This window comes from Streptococcus iniae (assembly GCF_030732225.1).
Classification (GTDB): domain Bacteria; phylum Bacillota; class Bacilli; order Lactobacillales; family Streptococcaceae; genus Streptococcus; species Streptococcus iniae.
In genome coordinates this window covers 1,954,527-1,971,736 of record NZ_CP132230.1, presented here as the reverse complement: position 1 = coordinate 1,971,736, position 17,210 = coordinate 1,954,527, and the positions used below count along the sequence as shown (strand labels likewise).

16 protein-coding genes are annotated in these 17,210 nt (G+C 36.5%); all 16 read left to right on the top strand.

Annotated features, from left to right (window positions below):
- Nucleotides 1-35: 35 nt before the first annotated feature.
- Nucleotides 36-479, top strand: coding sequence for a dUTP diphosphatase (locus Q9317_RS09665; protein WP_003100209.1), 444 nt, complete (start codon nt 36-38; stop codon nt 477-479).
- A 23-nt stretch (nt 480-502) separates the two neighbouring features.
- Complete coding sequence (gene radA / locus Q9317_RS09660) at nt 503-1,867, top strand: DNA repair protein RadA (RefSeq protein ID WP_003100207.1); 1,365 nt, start codon at nt 503-505, stop codon at nt 1,865-1,867.
- A 145-nt stretch (nt 1,868-2,012) separates the two neighbouring features.
- On the top strand, nt 2,013-2,513 hold the full coding sequence (locus tag Q9317_RS09655) for a beta-class carbonic anhydrase (protein WP_003100206.1): 501 nt from the start codon (nt 2,013-2,015) through the stop codon (nt 2,511-2,513).
- A gap of 121 nt (nt 2,514-2,634) precedes the next feature.
- Nucleotides 2,635-3,348 (top strand): TIGR00266 family protein, encoded by a 714-nt coding sequence (locus Q9317_RS09650; protein WP_003100205.1) that lies wholly within the window; start codon nt 2,635-2,637, stop codon nt 3,346-3,348.
- A 193-nt stretch (nt 3,349-3,541) separates the two neighbouring features.
- Nucleotides 3,542-4,987, top strand: a complete 1,446-nt coding sequence (gene gltX / locus Q9317_RS09645) for a glutamate--tRNA ligase (protein WP_003100202.1) — start codon at nt 3,542-3,544, stop codon at nt 4,985-4,987.
- 189 nt (nt 4,988-5,176) lie between these two features.
- Nucleotides 5,177-5,641: an IS200/IS605 family transposase gene (gene tnpA / locus Q9317_RS09640; RefSeq protein WP_305981556.1), complete on the top strand. Its 465-nt coding sequence runs from the start codon at nt 5,177-5,179 to the stop codon at nt 5,639-5,641.
- Between the two features lie 229 nt (nt 5,642-5,870).
- On the top strand, nt 5,871-7,181 hold the full coding sequence (locus tag Q9317_RS09635; protein WP_003100200.1) for a sensor histidine kinase: 1,311 nt from the start codon (nt 5,871-5,873) through the stop codon (nt 7,179-7,181).
- 1 nt (nt 7,182) lies between these two features.
- On the top strand, nt 7,183-8,499 hold the full coding sequence (locus Q9317_RS09630) for a GHKL domain-containing protein (protein WP_064537882.1): 1,317 nt from the start codon (nt 7,183-7,185) through the stop codon (nt 8,497-8,499).
- A gap of 132 nt (nt 8,500-8,631) precedes the next feature.
- Nucleotides 8,632-9,978 carry a sensor histidine kinase gene (locus Q9317_RS09625; protein WP_003100198.1) on the top strand — a complete coding sequence of 449 codons (1,347 nt, stop codon included), beginning with the start codon at nt 8,632-8,634 and terminating at the stop codon, nt 9,976-9,978.
- Entirely contained in the window at nt 9,979-11,286 is a 1,308-nt protein-coding gene (locus tag Q9317_RS09620; RefSeq protein ID WP_003100197.1) for a GHKL domain-containing protein, read from the top strand.
- 3 nt (nt 11,287-11,289) lie between these two features.
- Nucleotides 11,290-12,027: a response regulator transcription factor gene (locus Q9317_RS09615; RefSeq protein ID WP_003100196.1), complete on the top strand. Its 738-nt coding sequence runs from the start codon at nt 11,290-11,292 to the stop codon at nt 12,025-12,027.
- 438 nt (nt 12,028-12,465) lie between these two features.
- Complete coding sequence (locus Q9317_RS09610) at nt 12,466-13,665, top strand: argininosuccinate synthase (RefSeq protein ID WP_003100195.1); 1,200 nt, start codon at nt 12,466-12,468, stop codon at nt 13,663-13,665.
- Between the two features lie 25 nt (nt 13,666-13,690).
- Nucleotides 13,691-15,073, top strand: a complete 1,383-nt coding sequence (gene argH, locus Q9317_RS09605; protein WP_121791548.1) for an argininosuccinate lyase — start codon at nt 13,691-13,693, stop codon at nt 15,071-15,073.
- A gap of 87 nt (nt 15,074-15,160) precedes the next feature.
- Nucleotides 15,161-15,520, top strand: coding sequence for a ribonuclease P protein component (gene rnpA, locus Q9317_RS09600; RefSeq protein WP_003100192.1), 360 nt, complete (start codon nt 15,161-15,163; stop codon nt 15,518-15,520).
- Nucleotides 15,504-16,316: a YidC/Oxa1 family membrane protein insertase gene (locus tag Q9317_RS09595; RefSeq protein WP_016356177.1), complete on the top strand. Its 813-nt coding sequence runs from the start codon at nt 15,504-15,506 to the stop codon at nt 16,314-16,316. Before rnpA ends, Q9317_RS09595 begins: the two co-directional genes overlap by 17 nt.
- Nucleotides 16,317-16,328: 12 nt before the next feature.
- A complete protein-coding gene (gene jag / locus Q9317_RS09590) occupies nt 16,329-17,192 on the top strand; it encodes an RNA-binding cell elongation regulator Jag/EloR (protein ID WP_003100188.1) in 864 nt (287 codons plus the stop codon).
- Nucleotides 17,193-17,210 lie beyond the last annotated feature (18 nt).

The following is a 17,210-nucleotide window of genomic DNA, read 5'->3' as shown; positions in this document are numbered from 1 at the left end:
CTGTTTAATTATAGAAGAGATTTGAAAGGATTATTATGAAAATTCGTGGCTTTGAATTATTATCAACAATGACAAATCAAGATTTGCTTCCCAAGCGTGAGACAGCGCATGCTGCTGGTTATGATTTGAAAGTAGCTGAGGCAATGACTATTGCACCAGGAGAGATTACTTTGGTCCCAACAGGTGTTAAGGCTTATATGCAAGCTGGTGAGGTGCTTTTCTTGTTTGACCGTTCGTCAAATCCTCGTAAAAAGGGGTTAGTACTCATCAATTCAGTAGGTGTTATTGACGGGGATTATTATGGTAACCCAGGAAACGAAGGGCATATTTTTGCGCAGATGAAAAACATCACTGATCACGAGGTAAGACTTGAAGTAGGCGAACGTATTGTTCAAGCTGTTTTTGCTCCCTATCTTCTTGTAGATGACGATCAAGCAGATGGTGTTCGTACAGGTGGTTTTGGCAGTACCGGACAGTAAAGAAAGGTCTAAGACGCTAAAAAATGGCAAAAAAGAAAACACAATTTATCTGTCAAGAATGTGGCTATCAGTCGCCTAAGTACTTAGGGCGTTGCCCCAATTGCTCCGCTTGGTCATCTTTTGTGGAAGAAATTGAAGTTAAAGAGGTTAAGAACGCTCGGGTTAGCCTGACGGGCGAAAAAAGTAAACCCGTTAAATTAAAAGACGTTGATAACATTCACTATGCCAGAACGAAAACTGATATGGATGAGTTTAACCGTGTTTTAGGTGGTGGTGTTGTTCCTGGAAGTTTAATTCTGATTGGTGGTGATCCAGGGATTGGAAAGTCTACCCTCTTATTACAAGTGTCAACTCAACTTGCAGCAAAAGGAACAGTACTTTATGTTTCAGGTGAGGAGTCAGCTGAGCAAATTAAATTGCGTAGTGAACGTCTTGGTGATGTGGATAATGAATTTTACCTCTATGCTGAAACTAATATGCAACAGGTTCGTGCTGAGATTGAAAAATTACAACCAGACTTTCTTATTATTGACTCTATTCAAACCATGATGAGTCCAGATATTACTGGTGTTCAAGGATCTGTCAGTCAGGTTAGAGAAGTAACAGCTGAGCTGATGCAGTTGGCTAAAACCAATAACATCGCAACCTTTATTGTTGGGCATGTGACAAAAGAAGGAACTATTGCAGGACCTCGGATGTTGGAACATATGGTAGATACTGTTCTTTATTTTGAAGGGGAGCGCCACCATACTTTTCGTATTTTACGGGCTGTTAAAAACCGTTTTGGTTCAACCAATGAAATTGGTATTTTTGAGATGCAATCTGGTGGCTTAGTTGAAGTGCTCAATCCTAGTCAAGTTTTTCTGGAAGAACGCCTTGATGGTGCAACGGGTTCAGCTATTGTGGTTACAATGGAGGGGAGTCGTCCTATCTTAGCTGAGGTTCAATCTCTTGTGACACCAACTGTTTTTGGTAATGCCAGACGAACAACAACAGGTCTTGATTTTAACCGAGTGAGTTTAATTATGGCGGTGCTTGAAAAACGTTGTGGCTTACTCTTGCAGAATCAAGATGCCTATCTCAAATCAGCTGGTGGTGTCAAATTAGATGAGCCAGCTATTGATTTAGCAGTTGCAGTTGCAATTGCATCGAGTTATAAAGAAAAACCAACCAATCCACAAGAAGCATTTCTTGGAGAAATTGGCTTGACTGGGGAAATTCGCCGTGTGACGCGTATTGAGCAACGGATAAATGAAGCGGCAAAGCTTGGCTTTACAAAACTATATGCTCCTAAGAATTCCTTACAAGGGATAAGTGTTCCAAAAGGAATTGAAGTCATTGGGGTGTCGACAGTTGGTCAAGTGTTAAAGGCTGTCTTCTCACATTGATTGTGATTGTGTTATCTTGTAGGTATGGCTAGATTTTCAGCGTTTGAAATGCTTCCATTGCTTTGAGTCTACAAATCAGACTTTTGCATTTAAAGATGATAAAATACAGGTAGTTAAAAACTTTGGAAGACAAAAAGGAGAAGTAATGTCCTATTTTGAACATTTTATGCTAGCAAACAAAGCCTATGTCGCTTTACATGGGACGGCCCACTTGCCTTTGAAGCCCAAAACAAAAGTTGCTATTGTTACCTGTATGGATTCGCGGTTACACGTTGCCCAAGCTTTAGGCTTGGCTCTTGGGGATGCCCATATTTTACGGAATGCTGGTGGACGGGTCACAGAAGACATGATACGATCTTTAGTGATTTCACAACAACAAATGGGAACGCGTGAAATTGTAGTTCTTCATCATACGGATTGTGGCGCCCAAACCTTTACCAATGAAGGTTTTGCTCACCATATTCAGAAAGAACTAGGGGTTGATGTGAGCCATCAGGATTTTCTGCCTTTTTCTGATGTGGAAGAAAGTGTACGTCTTGATATGGCAATTTTACGCCAATCTCCGCTCATTCCAAAGGATGTTGAAATCAATGGTGCTGTTTATGATGTCGATACAGGTCGTATGACTCAGGTTTTTGAAGCTTAAAGTAAAAGGACTGGTTAGGACCAGTCTTTTTAGGTTTGTTTCACGGTAAAAAATAGACAAGGGTTTGAACTTGGACTATAATGAAGGTGTAAATTACTGATTATTTTAAAGGAGCAATCAGATGGCAGATAACAAAATGGCGTTTACAATTGATTCAAACATGCAATTTCCTTTGGTTGAAATTGATTTAGAAGCAGGAGAATCTATTTTTCTTCAAAAAGGAAGCATGGTATACCACACCCCGAGTGTGACCTTGACTACAAAACTTAATGGTAGGGGTTCAGGACTTGGAAAATTAGTTGGTGCTATTGGCAGATCAATGGTTTCTGGTGAGTCTATGTTTATCACTCGAGCGATAGCATCAGATGAAAAAGGAAAGCTGGCTCTTGCTCCGTCAACACCTGGTCAGGTTGTCGCCTTAGAACTTGGCCTTAAACAATATCGCCTGAACGATGGTGCCTTCTTAGCTCTTGATGGTTCTGCTCAATACACACTGGAAAGACAAAGTGTTGGAAAAGCTCTGTTTGCTGGTCAAGGTGGCTTCTTTGTCATGTCAACACAGGGGCAAGGGACACTGTTAATTAATGCATTTGGTTCTATTAAGAAAATTAGCCTACATGGGCAAGAAATGACGATTGATAACGCTCATGTTGTTGCTTGGAGCCAAGAATTGGATTATAATATTCACTTAGAGAACGGTTTTATGCAGTCTATCGGAACTGGCGAAGGTGTGGTTAACACTTTTAGCGGTTATGGTGACGTTTACGTGCAAAGTCTTAATGTCCAACAATTTGCAGGTGTTTTACAAAAATACATTGTTAGCAGAAGTAACTAAATCACTTTTGAAATCAGCTCTTTGGCTGATTTTTTTCGCTTCCTACCTGAAAATATGCTATAATAGTTGTGATTGAAATCATTTCATTTAGCAAGAGTATTTTAAAAATCAACAAGCAAGCTTGAATGGCATCCTTTCCTGCTTGTTTTTAAATGACAGTCACACTTTTGCATTAAAAATAGGAGAAACGAAAATGGCTAACAACATTCGTGTGCGTTACGCACCAAGTCCAACTGGATTGCTACATATCGGGAATGCCCGTACAGCACTTTTTAACTATCTTTATGCGCGTCACCATGGTGGTGATTTTATTATTCGTATTGAAGACACAGACCGTAAACGTCATGTCGAAGATGGAGAACGCTCTCAACTTGAAAACCTTAAATGGTTGGGAATGGATTGGGATGAGAGTCCAGAAACTCATGCTAATTACCGCCAATCGGAACGTTTGGAGCTTTACCAAAAGTACATCAATCAGTTACTTGATGAAGGCAAAGCTTATAAATCTTATGTCACTGAAGAAGAATTAGCTGCTGAGCGTGAGCGTCAAGAAGCTGAAGGTGAAACTCCTCGCTACATCAATGAATTCATTGGCATGTCAGCTGACGAAAAAGCAACTTACATCGCAGACCGCGAGGCACAAGGTATTATTCCAACGGTTCGTTTAAAGGTTAATGAAGCAGGCATCTACAAATGGCATGACATGGTTAAAGGCGAGATTACCTTTGAAGGTGGCAATATTGGTGGTGATTGGGTTATCCAGAAAAAAGATGGGTACCCAACCTACAATTTTGCTGTTGTTGTTGATGACCATGATATGGCTATTTCTCATGTTATTCGTGGAGATGACCATATTGCTAATACCCCAAAACAATTAATGGTTTATGAAGCACTTGGATGGGAAGCACCAGAATTTGGTCACATGACATTGATTATCAATTCAGAAACAGGTAAGAAATTGTCAAAACGTGACACAAATACCCTTCAATTTATTGAGGATTACCGTAAAAAAGGCTATCTACCAGAAGCAGTTTTCAACTTTATTGCTCTTCTTGGTTGGAACCCTGGTGGTGAGGATGAGATTTTTTCTCGTCAGCAATTGATTGAACTTTTTGATGAAAACCGTTTAAGCAAGTCTCCAGCAGCTTTTGACCAGAAAAAGATGGACTGGATGAGTAATGATTATCTTAAAAATACGGATTTGCAAACGGTTTTTGCCCTTTGCAAACCCTTCTTAGCAGAAGCTGGTCGCTTAACGGATAAAGCTGAAAAATTGGTTGAACTCTATCAACCACAATTAATATCCGCAGATGAAATTGTACCATTGACAGATTTATTCTTTGCAGATTTCCCAGAATTAAGTGAGGAAGAAAAAGAAGTTATGGCTGGTGAAACAGTTCCAACAGTTCTTCAAGCCTTGAAAGAAAAACTTGAAGCTATGTCAGATGAGGATTTCCAGCCAGAAACGATTTTCCCACAAATCAAAGCCATTCAAAAAGAAACAGGTATCAAAGGTAAGAACCTCTTTATGCCAATTCGTATTGCCGTTTCCGGTGAAATGCATGGCCCAGACCTACCAAATACCATCTATTTATTAGGTCGTGAAAAATCCATTCAACACCTTGCTAACATGCTATAACCTAAGAAGTCTGTCCCTTTAATTAGGGCAGTCTTTTTAATTATGTGACTTTTAGTCCGTTTCACTCCGAAGGTGTGAAACAAAAAACCACCCGCTATGCGGGTGTGCATCAAAGGTTATACCCAAAAGACTCCTAACGCGGTACAATATAGGTGTTCAAGCCAATTGTAAAGCGAAAGGAGTCAAAATATGGCACAGAAGGCACATAGCTTATCACACACAAAGTGGATGTGTAAATATCACATTGTGTTCACCCCTAAGTATAGAGGAAAAATAATCTATAATCAATACAGAAGTAGTCTCGGTGAGATTTTTCAGAGACTGTGTAGCTATAAAGGTGTAGAAATAATTGAAGGTCATTTGATGCCAGACCATGTCCACATGTTGGTAAGTATTCCCCAAAGAATTAGTGTTTCAAGTTTTATGGGATATTTAAAAGGAAAAAGCGCACTCATGATGTTTGATAAACACGCTAATCTCAAATATAAGTTTGGTAATCGACATTTTTGGGCTGAAGGTTATTATGTAAGTACAGTTGGATTGAATGAAGCCACAATAAAAAAATACATACAAGATCAAGAGAAACATGATATAGCAGTGGATAAATTAAGTGTAAAAGAATATGAAGATCCCTTTAGGGATAGTGGCAAGTAATACAAAGGCCTCTTTGAGAGGCAAGTGACGAGTCAAGAGCAATAAGGCTTGAACAAAGTGAAAGCCAGCGCCTTTAGACGCTGGCTTGTATTCTGGGCTTATAGCCCTTGTTCAAACCACCCGTTAGACGGGTGGTTATGATTGTTAAAGTGTTAAAAAATTGCCTAAGCATTAGACTTATAGTATGATTAGGAGAATGGTGTTTACACCCTGTGCTTGGAGGAATGAGATGGAAACACTAGTATTAGTTAGCATTTTTTTGCTTAGATTTAGTGATAATTTAGTGATTTACTTTATAGATCGTCATATCAAAATTCCTTGGGGTAAAGTCTTTCTATTCCTTGTTTTTCAGATGTTTATTGTCGGATTTGTTAATCACTATATTGTTTGGATAGAGCCCATTTTCTTCTTTTTATACCACTACTTTACCCATCGCAATGATAAGTGGACTCATCATGTGTTTTTCTCACAATTCCCTATTATTATGACAGATTTACTGTCCAAATTGATTTTGTTTTTCATTATTCCTTTATTTAAACATGGTTCCTTTTCGAAGGTTGTCGCCAATGATGTCAACATTTTACTAGCCTATGCCTTTGTTTTGCCAACTTTTTTGTTTTTAGTCAAGATCTTTTCGATTCGTAATTTTTCATTTGTCCGCTATCAAACCAAATGGACCAATCGTTTTTTAGTAATGACAGAATTGTCATTCATAGGTTATTACCTCTTTATTCTGAGCAAAATGTCATTTTCAGTTACGACTGAATGGTATCATAAAGGTATTGTTCTTGTTTTTTTACTGGTGTTACTTTACCTTATTTCTTACATGAATGATGTGACCAAAAAAAACATCAAAAAAATGATGCAAGAAGAAGAAAGAAAGCATATCTTACTCTTAGAACACTATAATGTTTACTTAGAGAAACTTTATCAAAAGATTCGTTCTTTTAGGCACGACTACGATAACATTTTGCTGACTTTATCAGCTAGTATCGAGACAGGTAACCTTGAGACGGTAAAGATAGTCTATCACGAAATTATGCTGAAGTTAAATAGCGTTGTTGATTCCACAGTCTCACTTAGAGTTGAGCAACTGTCAAAAATTCGAAATAAAAATGCTCGAATATTATTGGCGATGAAGCATCTCGAAGCTCAAGGAAAAGGGATAAATTTGAATTACCGAATTTGTCAAAGTCTAGGGACACCCTCTTTGTCTGAAATGGATTTAATGACTGTTGTTGCAGTAACGGGTGATTTAGCCATTTTAATTTCAGAAAGGTTTAAGGAACCGGAAATTGATTTTACCTGTTATGTCAATGAGCAAGATCGTCTGGTGATTCGAATTGATAATCAGGTTAAAAACCTTCGCAAAGCTTTTACCAGAGAAATGAGGGAACAACTTGATATTACAGACATGACCTTGTCTATTTTGGCTGAGCGTAACCCTAAATTCTCTTATAAAATTGTTTTAAGGGATCATCAGTTAAGTCAAATCATGAAGTTTACTGCAGAAGAAGGCAGATTTTTAGAGGTGAAATAACTTGTCAGTTGCGTTAAGAATACTTTTTTATATCATCATCTTTACAACTCATTTGGCTATTTTTTTCTTTATTAGAGGAAAAACAGGCAAGTGGTGGCAAATGGTTCTCTTTATTTTATTAAGTTCTTCAATTAGTAATATTTTAGACACTTACGCCCTTGTTATAGACCCTCTTTATTTGCTTGTCTTTTCTTATGTCATTGATAAGAGCTTACCTTTAGCTTATCATGTCTTTTATAGTTTTTACACGACAATTATTGTTGAATTATCGTTTAGGATAGTTGCCTATACAGTTTTGTCGGCCATTTTACGTGTCTCTATTAGTCACATCAATGCTAGTCAGTGGTTAGTGGCGATTTGTTATCTTTCAGCAATGCCTTGTTATCTTTTTATTCATTACCTCCTGCATATTGATTACGAAGCCATCCGTTTAGCCAATGGTCGTTCAAAAGCTTTATACTATGCAAATGGGATTATGATTGTATTTTTTATATTTGTGAATGGTTCCACTTTCCTAGAATCTCATATTGCGTATTTACCTTACAGTGTTACAAGGATGAGGTATTTATTTATCTTTGTCTATGCCCTCTTGTTTTTGTGGAGTTTATACCAATTCAATAGCAAGGCTATTGCGTCAGTGGAGAGTGAAGCTGCTATGGAACGGCAAAATCATTACCGCAATCTAAGCAGTTACAATACCTATATTGCAACCTTATATGGCGAAATAACCCATTTCAAAAAACAGACAAAAGATTCCTTAATAAGGTTTGGGCAAGTCTTAGATACGGGAGATATGGAGCAAGTTAAAAGTGACTTTAATCAGCTTTTTTCTTTGAAGGAAAACCCATTTAACAGTTCTAAATACGATTTAGAACGTCTTATTAATGTTAAAATTCCTATTTTAAAAAGTTTTCTAGCCTCAAAATTATTTGAAGCACAGACACAAGGCCTCCATTTAACTGTTGAAGTGCCTGATGACGTCACAGGAGTTGCAATGGAACTGTTAGATTTAATGATTATTATTTCTGTCTTTTGTGATAATGCGATAGAGGCTGCTAAAGAAAGCCATGACAAGAAAATGAATTTTGTTCTTTTTGAACTCGATGACATGCTTGTTTTTGTGATTGAAAATTCAACTCAGGAAGAAAAAGTTGATATTGGCGCCATTTTTAAGAAAGGTTATTCCACCAAAGGAGCAGAAAGAGGACTTGGCCTTGATAATGTCAGAACCATTCTAGAAGCTTACCCTTGTAGTCTATTATCAACAAAAAGTAGTCATTTTATGGTGACACAAACCCTGAAAATTCCAAAGGCATGATAGTTTCATAGCAAAGCAGTTGCTTAAATCGTAACTGCTTTTTACATTAAGGTTAAAAAAATGTTATAAAAAGATGTCATTTCTTGTTTACAAATATGTTAAAATGGAAAAGCTGAGTTAGAAAGGAGAGCTATGATTGGTATTTATATTATGTGTTTTTTTCTGTCGATGATTATTTACTATATTACAGAAATAAAAATTTTTACCTTTTTATCTGATATTAGACTTGTTCTGTGGGAAAAGTTGTTTATTATTTCAACAGCCTTATTTTTTTCACAAGTTGATTTTTTAACCCCTCTCCTGATAGACCCTGTTTTATTTTTTAGTATTTTGAAGCTTAAGAGTAAGCAGTTACCCTATCTTCAAACCTTATTTTTAGCTTTCTTTCCAAGTGTTTTCATTGACTTGTTTTCCCGATTTTTATTGATCATCTTGTTTCCGTCACTTGTTATTGTTAAGGAATTCGAAATGCAAGCCTTACTCTTGAACATCTTGGCATTTGTTTTAATTTACCCCTGTTTTGCTTTAGTGAATTATTTTATCGGAAAAGATTATCGGCTCATCTTTATCACAAGTGGAACAATAAGAGCTAAGAATTTTTATAAAATCTTTTTGATTTTTATTTTGGCTTACTATGTTGATATTTTCTTGATTCTAGGTTTTGATGATCCCTTTTTACATTACCAGTCTTTCCAAAATAATGATCTAGCTTATCAGGTTCTTTTCTTTATTTTCACTTTTTTATTTCTTTTTTTGCTGTCTTATTTTAATCATAAGTCCAAACATTTCTTGGAACTTGAAATCAAAAAAGAACAGGAAGATTATATTGAAAATCTTGAAAGTTATGGGAAACACTTGGAACAGTTGTACCGTGAAATGAAAATCTTTCAAGAAGACTATTCCAGGCGTCTTCAAACTTTGGAGGCTGCAATAGATAATGAGACCACAGAAAAAATTCAAGAAACGTATTATCATATTCTCAATCAATCAAGTGAGTTTTGGGATGATAAGCATTATAATATTTCAAAGCTAGCGCCCATTAAAATTTCTTCAGTGAAGAGTTTACTGTCAGCTAAGATTGTTGAGGCTGAAAAAAAAGGCATTGAAACCCTTATTGAAGTTCCAGATCAGATTATTGAGGTGCCTATACCAGAACTAGACCTCTTGCTGATTTTGTCAGTTTTTCTTGATAATGCAATTGAAGCGGCCTTAAAGTCGGAAAAGCCTCGTATGACCATTGCCTACTTCCTCAATGGTAATGAGCAAAGGTTACATATTGCTAATAGTACCAAGGAAGCGTCCATTTCGATTTCACGCTTGTTTAAAGAAGGCTATTCAACCAAAGGAGATAAACGAGGCATTGGCTTATCAAATGTGCAAACGATTTTAGGCAAACACCCGCACTTGTCCTTGCAAACCAAAAGCCAAGATTATGAATTTAGCCAGATGCTTACCATACTGGCGAAAGGAAAGAGTTAGATGCCTTATTTTTACTATTTCACCTTATTTTACACGGTTGTTTTTTGTGATATTTGGCTCTTCTTTTCGAAAATTTCTGGCCTTCAACTCAGATTCTACCAACGTTTTTTACTAGGTAGCTTATTTGTAGGCCTTAATTTTTTATCTGAGCACAATATGTTAATGAATCAAGTCTTTTTTATCACAATGGGCTTTGTATTCCTTAGACACAGAAAAGCAACTGAAACGATTTTTTACGCCCTTTTTTCAATGATGATGGTTGAATCGCTTTACCGCTCCATTATCATGTTTTTTATCCCTGTTTGTTTGGGCTATAGTTCAACACAAGTTTATTTAGATATTAGACTTTTACTACTGTCTTATTTGTTAGTTCTTCCTATTTTCTTTTTCTTGAGTTATATTTTTAGTGTTGACATTGCACTGTTGAAATTTATTACAGTTGACAAGATGAGGCGTTGGGTGGCACTCATGAATGCTATCATGTTTTCTTATTATTTCTCCGTTTATTTGCTTAATTTATCCTTCATTTCAGAAATTGCCCTTTACCAGAGCATTCGACCAAAGTTAATTTTAATCTATTTACTGATGATGATCTGGTTTATTATTCGCCTGGACCGCTTTACAAAAGATGACCTGGAACGAAAACTTGCTCTTGCTCAAGGAGAACGCGTTGAAAACTTGGTTAATTACAATCATTATATTGAACAGTTGTATCGAGATATTAGAACCATTAAGCATGATTCGGAAAATATTCTGATTAGTTTAAAAGACAGTATTGACAGTGGGAATCGTAAAGAGATTAAAGAAGTTTATAACGCTGTTGTAAAAGAATCAGCCTATGCCATGTTTAGTCCTGAAGTTGGTTTTGGTGCTCTTGGGAATATTAAAGAAGCTGTTATTCGAAGTCTCTTGCAATCAAAATTATTGGAAGCTCAGAATCATGGCATTACCTTACATATTGAAATTCCAGATGAAATTGATAATTTGCCTCTAAAATTACTCGATTTAGTTGTTGTTTTATCGATTTTATTAGATAATGCTATTGATACAGCCAAAGGTAGCAATAGGCCCTTTATTTCCATTGCCTATTTTTACCAAGATAATAAGCAATTTTTTATTATTGAAAACAGCACCAAGTTAAAGCAAATTGACATGGCTACGCTCTTTAATGAACATCATCCTGATGCGACAGGCCATTATCAGAAGAGTTTTAAACGCTTTTTTACCGTTTTAGAAGACTATCCTGAGACGATATTTTCAAGTAAAAGCAATCATTATCGGCTAAGACAAATATTAGAAATGAGATAAACGATGAATATATTTATCCTTGAAGACAATTTTATCCAGCAAACGCGAATAGAGTCCACCATTGAAGAAATATTGGCAGAGACAGGTATTAACTGTAATCAATTGGAAATTTTTTCCAATCCAGATAAATTGTATGATGCGATTTTGGAAAAGGGCAATCACCAATTGTTCTTTTTAGACATTGAAATCAAGAACGAGCAAAAAAAAGGCTTGGAGTTAGCCACAAAAATTAGGCAAAGAGATGCTAATGCAGTCATTGTATTTGTTACCACACATTCAGAATTTGCTCCGATTTCGTTTAAGTATAAAGTTTCTGCCCTTGATTTTATTGACAAGGCGGTTGATAAACAACAGTTTAAGGAACAAATCGAAGAATGTATTCAGTACACCAGCAAAATGATGGAGAGTCATGAACCTGAAGAATTCTTTATTTTTGAGACAGCTCAGACAAAACTACGTCTGCCTTTTAAAGATATTTTATATTTTGCAACCTCAACCACACCTCATAAAGTGTGTTTATGGACACAAACAGAAAGGTTGGAATTTTATGGCAACCTGTCGGAAATTCAAGAAGCAGCACCTAAGCTTTTTATGTGCCATCGCTCCTACTTGATTAATTTAGCCAATGTGGTTCGTATTGATAAATATGAGCAATTGGTTTATTTTGAAAATGGCGATTCCTGTCCAGTTTCTCGTCTTAAAATAAAGCATTTGATTGAGAAATGGGAAGAATTGCATTAATTTTCAAAAAAAATAACATTTTAGGATAAAATATCAACATTTCAGGAAAAAAAGAAGCACAAGCAGATTCTTCATGTATAATTACTAATATAAATAAAGACTTAATGAGCGGTCAGTTAGTAAGTCGTCAATCCCCAATTCAATCAAAATATTGTTTTCTCTCTCTCTCTCTCCATAAACAAATAGTATTTTTGATGTGACGATTACTAATAAGACGCATATTTCAGTTGTCTTTGTTTGGATATCACATAGACTGGTGATGAATCAGTCAAGGACTCGGATTTTTATCCGAGTCTTTTTTTGTTCTGTTATTTTGATAAATATACATAGATAAAGCCTTTTTACTAAAAAATAAGAATAAAAATACTAAAATTGTTGACTTTTAAATAAATATACAATATGATAGTAATCAAAATAATTAGAAAAGAGATTTTTAGGATGAAAGAAAAACTGATTTTAGCTTATTCGGGTGGTTTGGATACTTCGGTTGCCATTGCATGGTTGAAAAAAACCTACGATGTGATTGCAGTCTGTATGGATGTTGGTGAAGGTAAGGACTTGGATTTTATTCATGACAAGGCCTTAAAAGTAGGTGCCATTGAATCCCACATCATTGATTTAAAAGATATTTTTGCAGAAGAATATGTCTTACCTGCTTTACAAGCCCGTGCTTTTTATGAACAAAAATACCCGCTGATTTCAGCACTAAGTCGTCCTTTGATTGCGCAAAAGTTGGTGGAAATAGCGCATCAGTATGATGCCAACCTAGTTGCTCATGGATGTACCGGCAAAGGCAATGATCAAGTTCGATTTGAAGTTGCTATTAATAGTTTAGACCCAAACTTAAAAGTCATTGCTCCTGTTAGAGAGTGGAAATGGTCTCGTGAAGAAGAAATCGCATTTGCAAAGGAAAATGGTGTGCCAGTACCTGCCAACTTAGATAGTCCTTATTCAATTGATCAGAACCTTTGGGGACGAGCTAATGAATGCGGTGTTTTAGAAAATCCATGGAATCAAGCACCTGAAGATGCCTTTGGGATTACGGTATCACCAGAAGCTGCTCCAGATAAGCCCGAATTTATAGACATTAGCTTTATATCAGGTAAACCAGTAGCTTTAAATGGTCAGTCTCTTTCTTTAGCAGAACTTATTCTAAAACTCAATAAAATAGCAGGTGCTCATGGTATTGGTCGTATTGACCATGTCGAAAATCGCTTAGTTGGCATTAAATCCCGTGAAATTTATGAGTGTCCTGCAGCCATAACCCTTTTAGCAGCACATAAAGAAATTGAAGATTTGACCTTAGTTAGGGAAGTGTCACATTTTAAACCTATTTTGGAAAATGAATTAGCAAATTTAATTTATAATGGTCTTTGGTTTAACCCTGCGACAAAAGCCATTATGGCCTATGTTAAAGAAAGTCAAAAAATGGTTAATGGAGTAGCAAAAGTAAAACTTTATAAAGGTCAGGCACAAGTTGTTGCTCGTCAATCGGACAACTCACTTTATGATGAAGATTTGGCGACCTACACAGCAGCAGACAGCTTTGATCAGTCAGCAGCAGTCGGTTTCATTAAACTATGGGGACTTCCGACCATGGTTAATGCGCAAGTTCATGCCAAACAATCAAGCAAGTAGATTGCAGAACTAAAAGGAGAATATTATGGTAGAAAATCAAAAATTGTGGGGAGGACGTTTTGAAGCAGGTCTTGAAAAATGGGTTGAAACGTTTGGTGCCTCAATTACCTTTGACTATAAACTCTTTAGCTATGATATTAAAGGGTCAATAGCCCATGTTCAAATGCTTGCCCAAGAAGGAATAATAAGTCTAGATGAAGCCAAAACCATTCAAAATGGCTTGGCAGAAATTCTTCAGGATTATGAGGCGGGGAAAATAGCATTTGATATTAGTCATGAAGATATTCATATGGCTGTTGAAGAGTTACTAACAGCTAAAGTTGGCCAGGTAGCTGGGAAATTACATACTGCACGCTCTCGAAATGATCAAGTGGCTACAGATATGCATTTATACCTTAAGCATCAGCTTCAAGAAGTTGAGCAAAAACTTATTCATCTAAGAAAGGTCTTAGTTGACTTGGCACAAAGGCATGTTGAGACTATTATGCCTGGCTATACCCATTTACAGCACGCTCAGCCGATCTCATTTGGGCATCATATGATGGCTTATTATCAAATGTTTAAGAGAGATAGTCAACGTTTTAAGGAGGCACTTGTTCGAACAGACATGTCTCCCTTAGGAGCGGCAGCTTTAGCTGGGACGACTTTCCCAATTAATCGACACTTAACGGCAGATTTACTTGGTTTTTCTTCCTTATATAGCAATTCTTTAGATGCTGTGTCAGATCGCGATTTTATCCTTGAATTTCTATCTAACGCCAGTATTCTCATGATGCATATGAGTCGATTGTGTGAAGAGATTATTAATTGGTCCTCTTTTGAATACCAATTTGTGACCTTGTCAGACGCATTTTCAACAGGTTCATCAATCATGCCCCAAAAGAAGAATCCTGATATGGCAGAATTAATTCGTGGGAAAACAGGTCGTGTTTATGGCAACCTTTTCTCTTTATTGACGGTTATGAAGTCTCTGCCTTTGGCTTATAATAAAGACCTTCAAGAAGACAAAGAAGGCATGTTTGATACAGTCGAGACCATCTCATATTCTTTGGATATTCTGGCAGGTATCTTATCAAGTCTTACTATTAATGAAGCAAAGATGTTACAGGCGACAGAATCTGATTTTTCAAATGCAACTGAATTGGCCGATTATCTGGCTAGTAAGGGAATGCCTTTTCGACAAGCTCATGAAATTGTTGGGCGTCTGGTTTTAGTAGGATCTAAATCAGGACAATTGTTACAAGATATTCCCTTAAAAGACTACCAAAGTATTTCACCATTGATTGGGGAAGACGTTTATTTTGTTCTAACATCACAAAGCGCTGTCGAGCGTCGTGATTCCTTAGGTGCAACAGGCTTTAAACAAGTTGCTTGGCAAATTAAAATGGCTCAAAAAGAGCTCCCATAAAGTAAAAAGAGCTGAAATCCATTGGGGTTGAGGCTTTTTTAGTATTTATGGTATAATGGTAATAATTTAGATAGTTGGAGTTGAATTTTGAAAAAATCCTATCGTGTCAAGCGTGAGAAAGATTTTCAAGCCATTTTTGATGGTGGTGAAAGTACAGCAAACCGTAAGTTTGTGATCTATTTTTTAGAAAAAGAACAAAAACATTTTCGAGTGGGGATTTCAGTTGGTAAACGGATTGGAAATGCCGTGACTAGGAATGCTGTTAAACGTAAAATCAGACACGTTTTAATGGAATTTTCGGATTCACTTAAGAGAGATGATTTTGTTGTCATCGCCAGAAAAGGTGTTGAGACCTTGGATTATCAGGAAATGAAACAAAATTTACAACATGTCTTAAAATTAGCCAAATTATTCGAGGAAGGTTTTGAAAGTGAAGAAGAAAATTAAAGTAGCAAGTCTGTTTCCTTTATTGGTTATTTTAGCAGCTTGTGGTAGAGGAGAAGTAACAGCACACTCATCGAGTGGTTGGGATCAATTGGTTTATTTTTTTGCCAAGTCTATTCAATGGTTATCTTTTGACGGCTCAATAGGTATTGGTATTATCTTATTTACAGTCTTGATTCGTCTTTTGTTATTGCCTTTGTTCAATATGCAAATCAAGTCTAGCCAAAAGATGCAAGATATCCAGCCAGAACTACGGAAATTACAACAAAAATACCCAGGTAAAGATGCAGATAGTCGTATGGCTCTCGCTAATGAAAGTCAAGAATTGTACAAAAAGTATGGGGTTAACCCATATGCGAGTCTATTGCCTTTAGTGATTCAAATGCCCGTTATGCTAGCTCTTTTTGGAGCTTTGTCTCGAGTGCCTTTCCTTAAGACAGGAACCTTCTTGTGGGTTGAACTAGCAAACTACGATCATCTCTTTATCTTGCCTGTCTTGGCAGCCCTCTTTACTTTCTTATCAACCTGGTTGACCAACCTTGCAGCAAAAGAAAAAAATATGGTTATGACTATAATGACTTATGTTATGCCTCTCATGATTTTCTTTATGGGATTCAAATTAGCAAGTGGTGTTGTTCTTTACTGGACAGTTTCAAATGCCTTCCAAGTCTTACAATTGCTGTTATTAAATAACCCATTTAAAATTATTGCTGAGCGTGCCCGCCAAGCAGAAGAAGAAAGAGAGCGTCGTTCTAAAGAAAGACGTGCTCGTAAAAAAGCGTTAAAACAAAGAAAATAGGGAGTTACGTTTATGGTATTATACACAGGTAACACTGTTGAAGAGGCTATTGAAAAGGGCCTTAAAGAACTTGATTTACCACGCCTAAAAGCTCATATCAAAGTGATTTCAAAAGAGAAAAAGGGCTTCCTAGGATTTGGTAAAAAATTAGCACAGGTTGATATTGAAGGAATCAATGAGAAGACTGTTTATAAAGCAGATAAAAAAGCAACTCAAGGTGTTCCAGAAGAAATTAATCGTCAAAATGCTCCGGTTGTTAAGCCAGAATCTAGTAAAGCTAAAGCAGAAAATGTGCAGGTTTCAGCTGAAGCTGTTGAGCAAAAAGAAGAAGTATCAGCTGAAGTGGTAGAGGCTAAGACTTCAGAACAAAGTTTTGAGGAATTTGTTGCCACTGAATTTTCAAACCAAACATCAAGTCAAGAAATTGAAAAAGCTACGGAAGAAGTTTTGGCCTATGTGACTAAAATCATTTACGAAATGGATATTGAAGCTAGCATTGAGCCTAGTCATAACCGTCGCCAAATTAATCTTCAAATTGAGACTCAAGAACCAGGCCGTGTGATTGGTTATCATGGAAAAGTCTTAAAATCTTTGCAATTGCTCGCGCAGAACTTCTTACATGACCGTTATTCTAAGAATTTCTCAATCTCGATTAATGTTCATGACTATGTTGAGCACCGTACAGAAACCCTGATTGATTTCACTCAGAAAATTGCAGCTCGTGTTCTTGAAACAGAAGAAAATTACACCATGGATCCCATGAGTAACAGCGAGCGTAAAATTGTTCATAAGACAGTTTCTATGATTGAAGGGGTCACAAGCTTCTCAGAAGGCAATGACCCTAACCGTTATGTGGTTGTTAGTTTAGAAAATTAAGAGTTATCCCATTTGGGA

Excerpts from the sequence above, each read along its gene's own strand:
- Q9317_RS09665 (WP_003100209.1), top strand. The coding sequence starts at position 36 with ATGAAAATTCGTGGCTTTGAATTATTATCAACAATGACAAATCAAGAT.
- radA (WP_003100207.1), top strand. The coding sequence starts at position 503 with ATGGCAAAAAAGAAAACACAATTTATCTGTCAAGAATGTGGCTATCAG.
- Q9317_RS09655 (WP_003100206.1), top strand. The coding sequence starts at position 2,013 with ATGTCCTATTTTGAACATTTTATGCTAGCAAACAAAGCCTATGTCGCT.
- Q9317_RS09650 (WP_003100205.1), top strand. The coding sequence starts at position 2,635 with ATGGCAGATAACAAAATGGCGTTTACAATTGATTCAAACATGCAATTT.
- gltX (WP_003100202.1), top strand. The coding sequence starts at position 3,542 with ATGGCTAACAACATTCGTGTGCGTTACGCACCAAGTCCAACTGGATTG.
- tnpA (WP_305981556.1), top strand. The coding sequence starts at position 5,177 with ATGGCACAGAAGGCACATAGCTTATCACACACAAAGTGGATGTGTAAA.
- Q9317_RS09635 (WP_003100200.1), top strand. The coding sequence starts at position 5,871 with ATGGAAACACTAGTATTAGTTAGCATTTTTTTGCTTAGATTTAGTGAT.
- Q9317_RS09625 (WP_003100198.1), top strand. The coding sequence starts at position 8,632 with ATGATTGGTATTTATATTATGTGTTTTTTTCTGTCGATGATTATTTAC.
- Q9317_RS09620 (WP_003100197.1), top strand. The coding sequence starts at position 9,979 with ATGCCTTATTTTTACTATTTCACCTTATTTTACACGGTTGTTTTTTGT.
- Q9317_RS09615 (WP_003100196.1), top strand. The coding sequence starts at position 11,290 with ATGAATATATTTATCCTTGAAGACAATTTTATCCAGCAAACGCGAATA.
- Q9317_RS09610 (WP_003100195.1), top strand. The coding sequence starts at position 12,466 with ATGAAAGAAAAACTGATTTTAGCTTATTCGGGTGGTTTGGATACTTCG.
- argH (WP_121791548.1), top strand. The coding sequence starts at position 13,691 with ATGGTAGAAAATCAAAAATTGTGGGGAGGACGTTTTGAAGCAGGTCTT.
- jag (WP_003100188.1), top strand. The coding sequence starts at position 16,329 with ATGGTATTATACACAGGTAACACTGTTGAAGAGGCTATTGAAAAGGGC.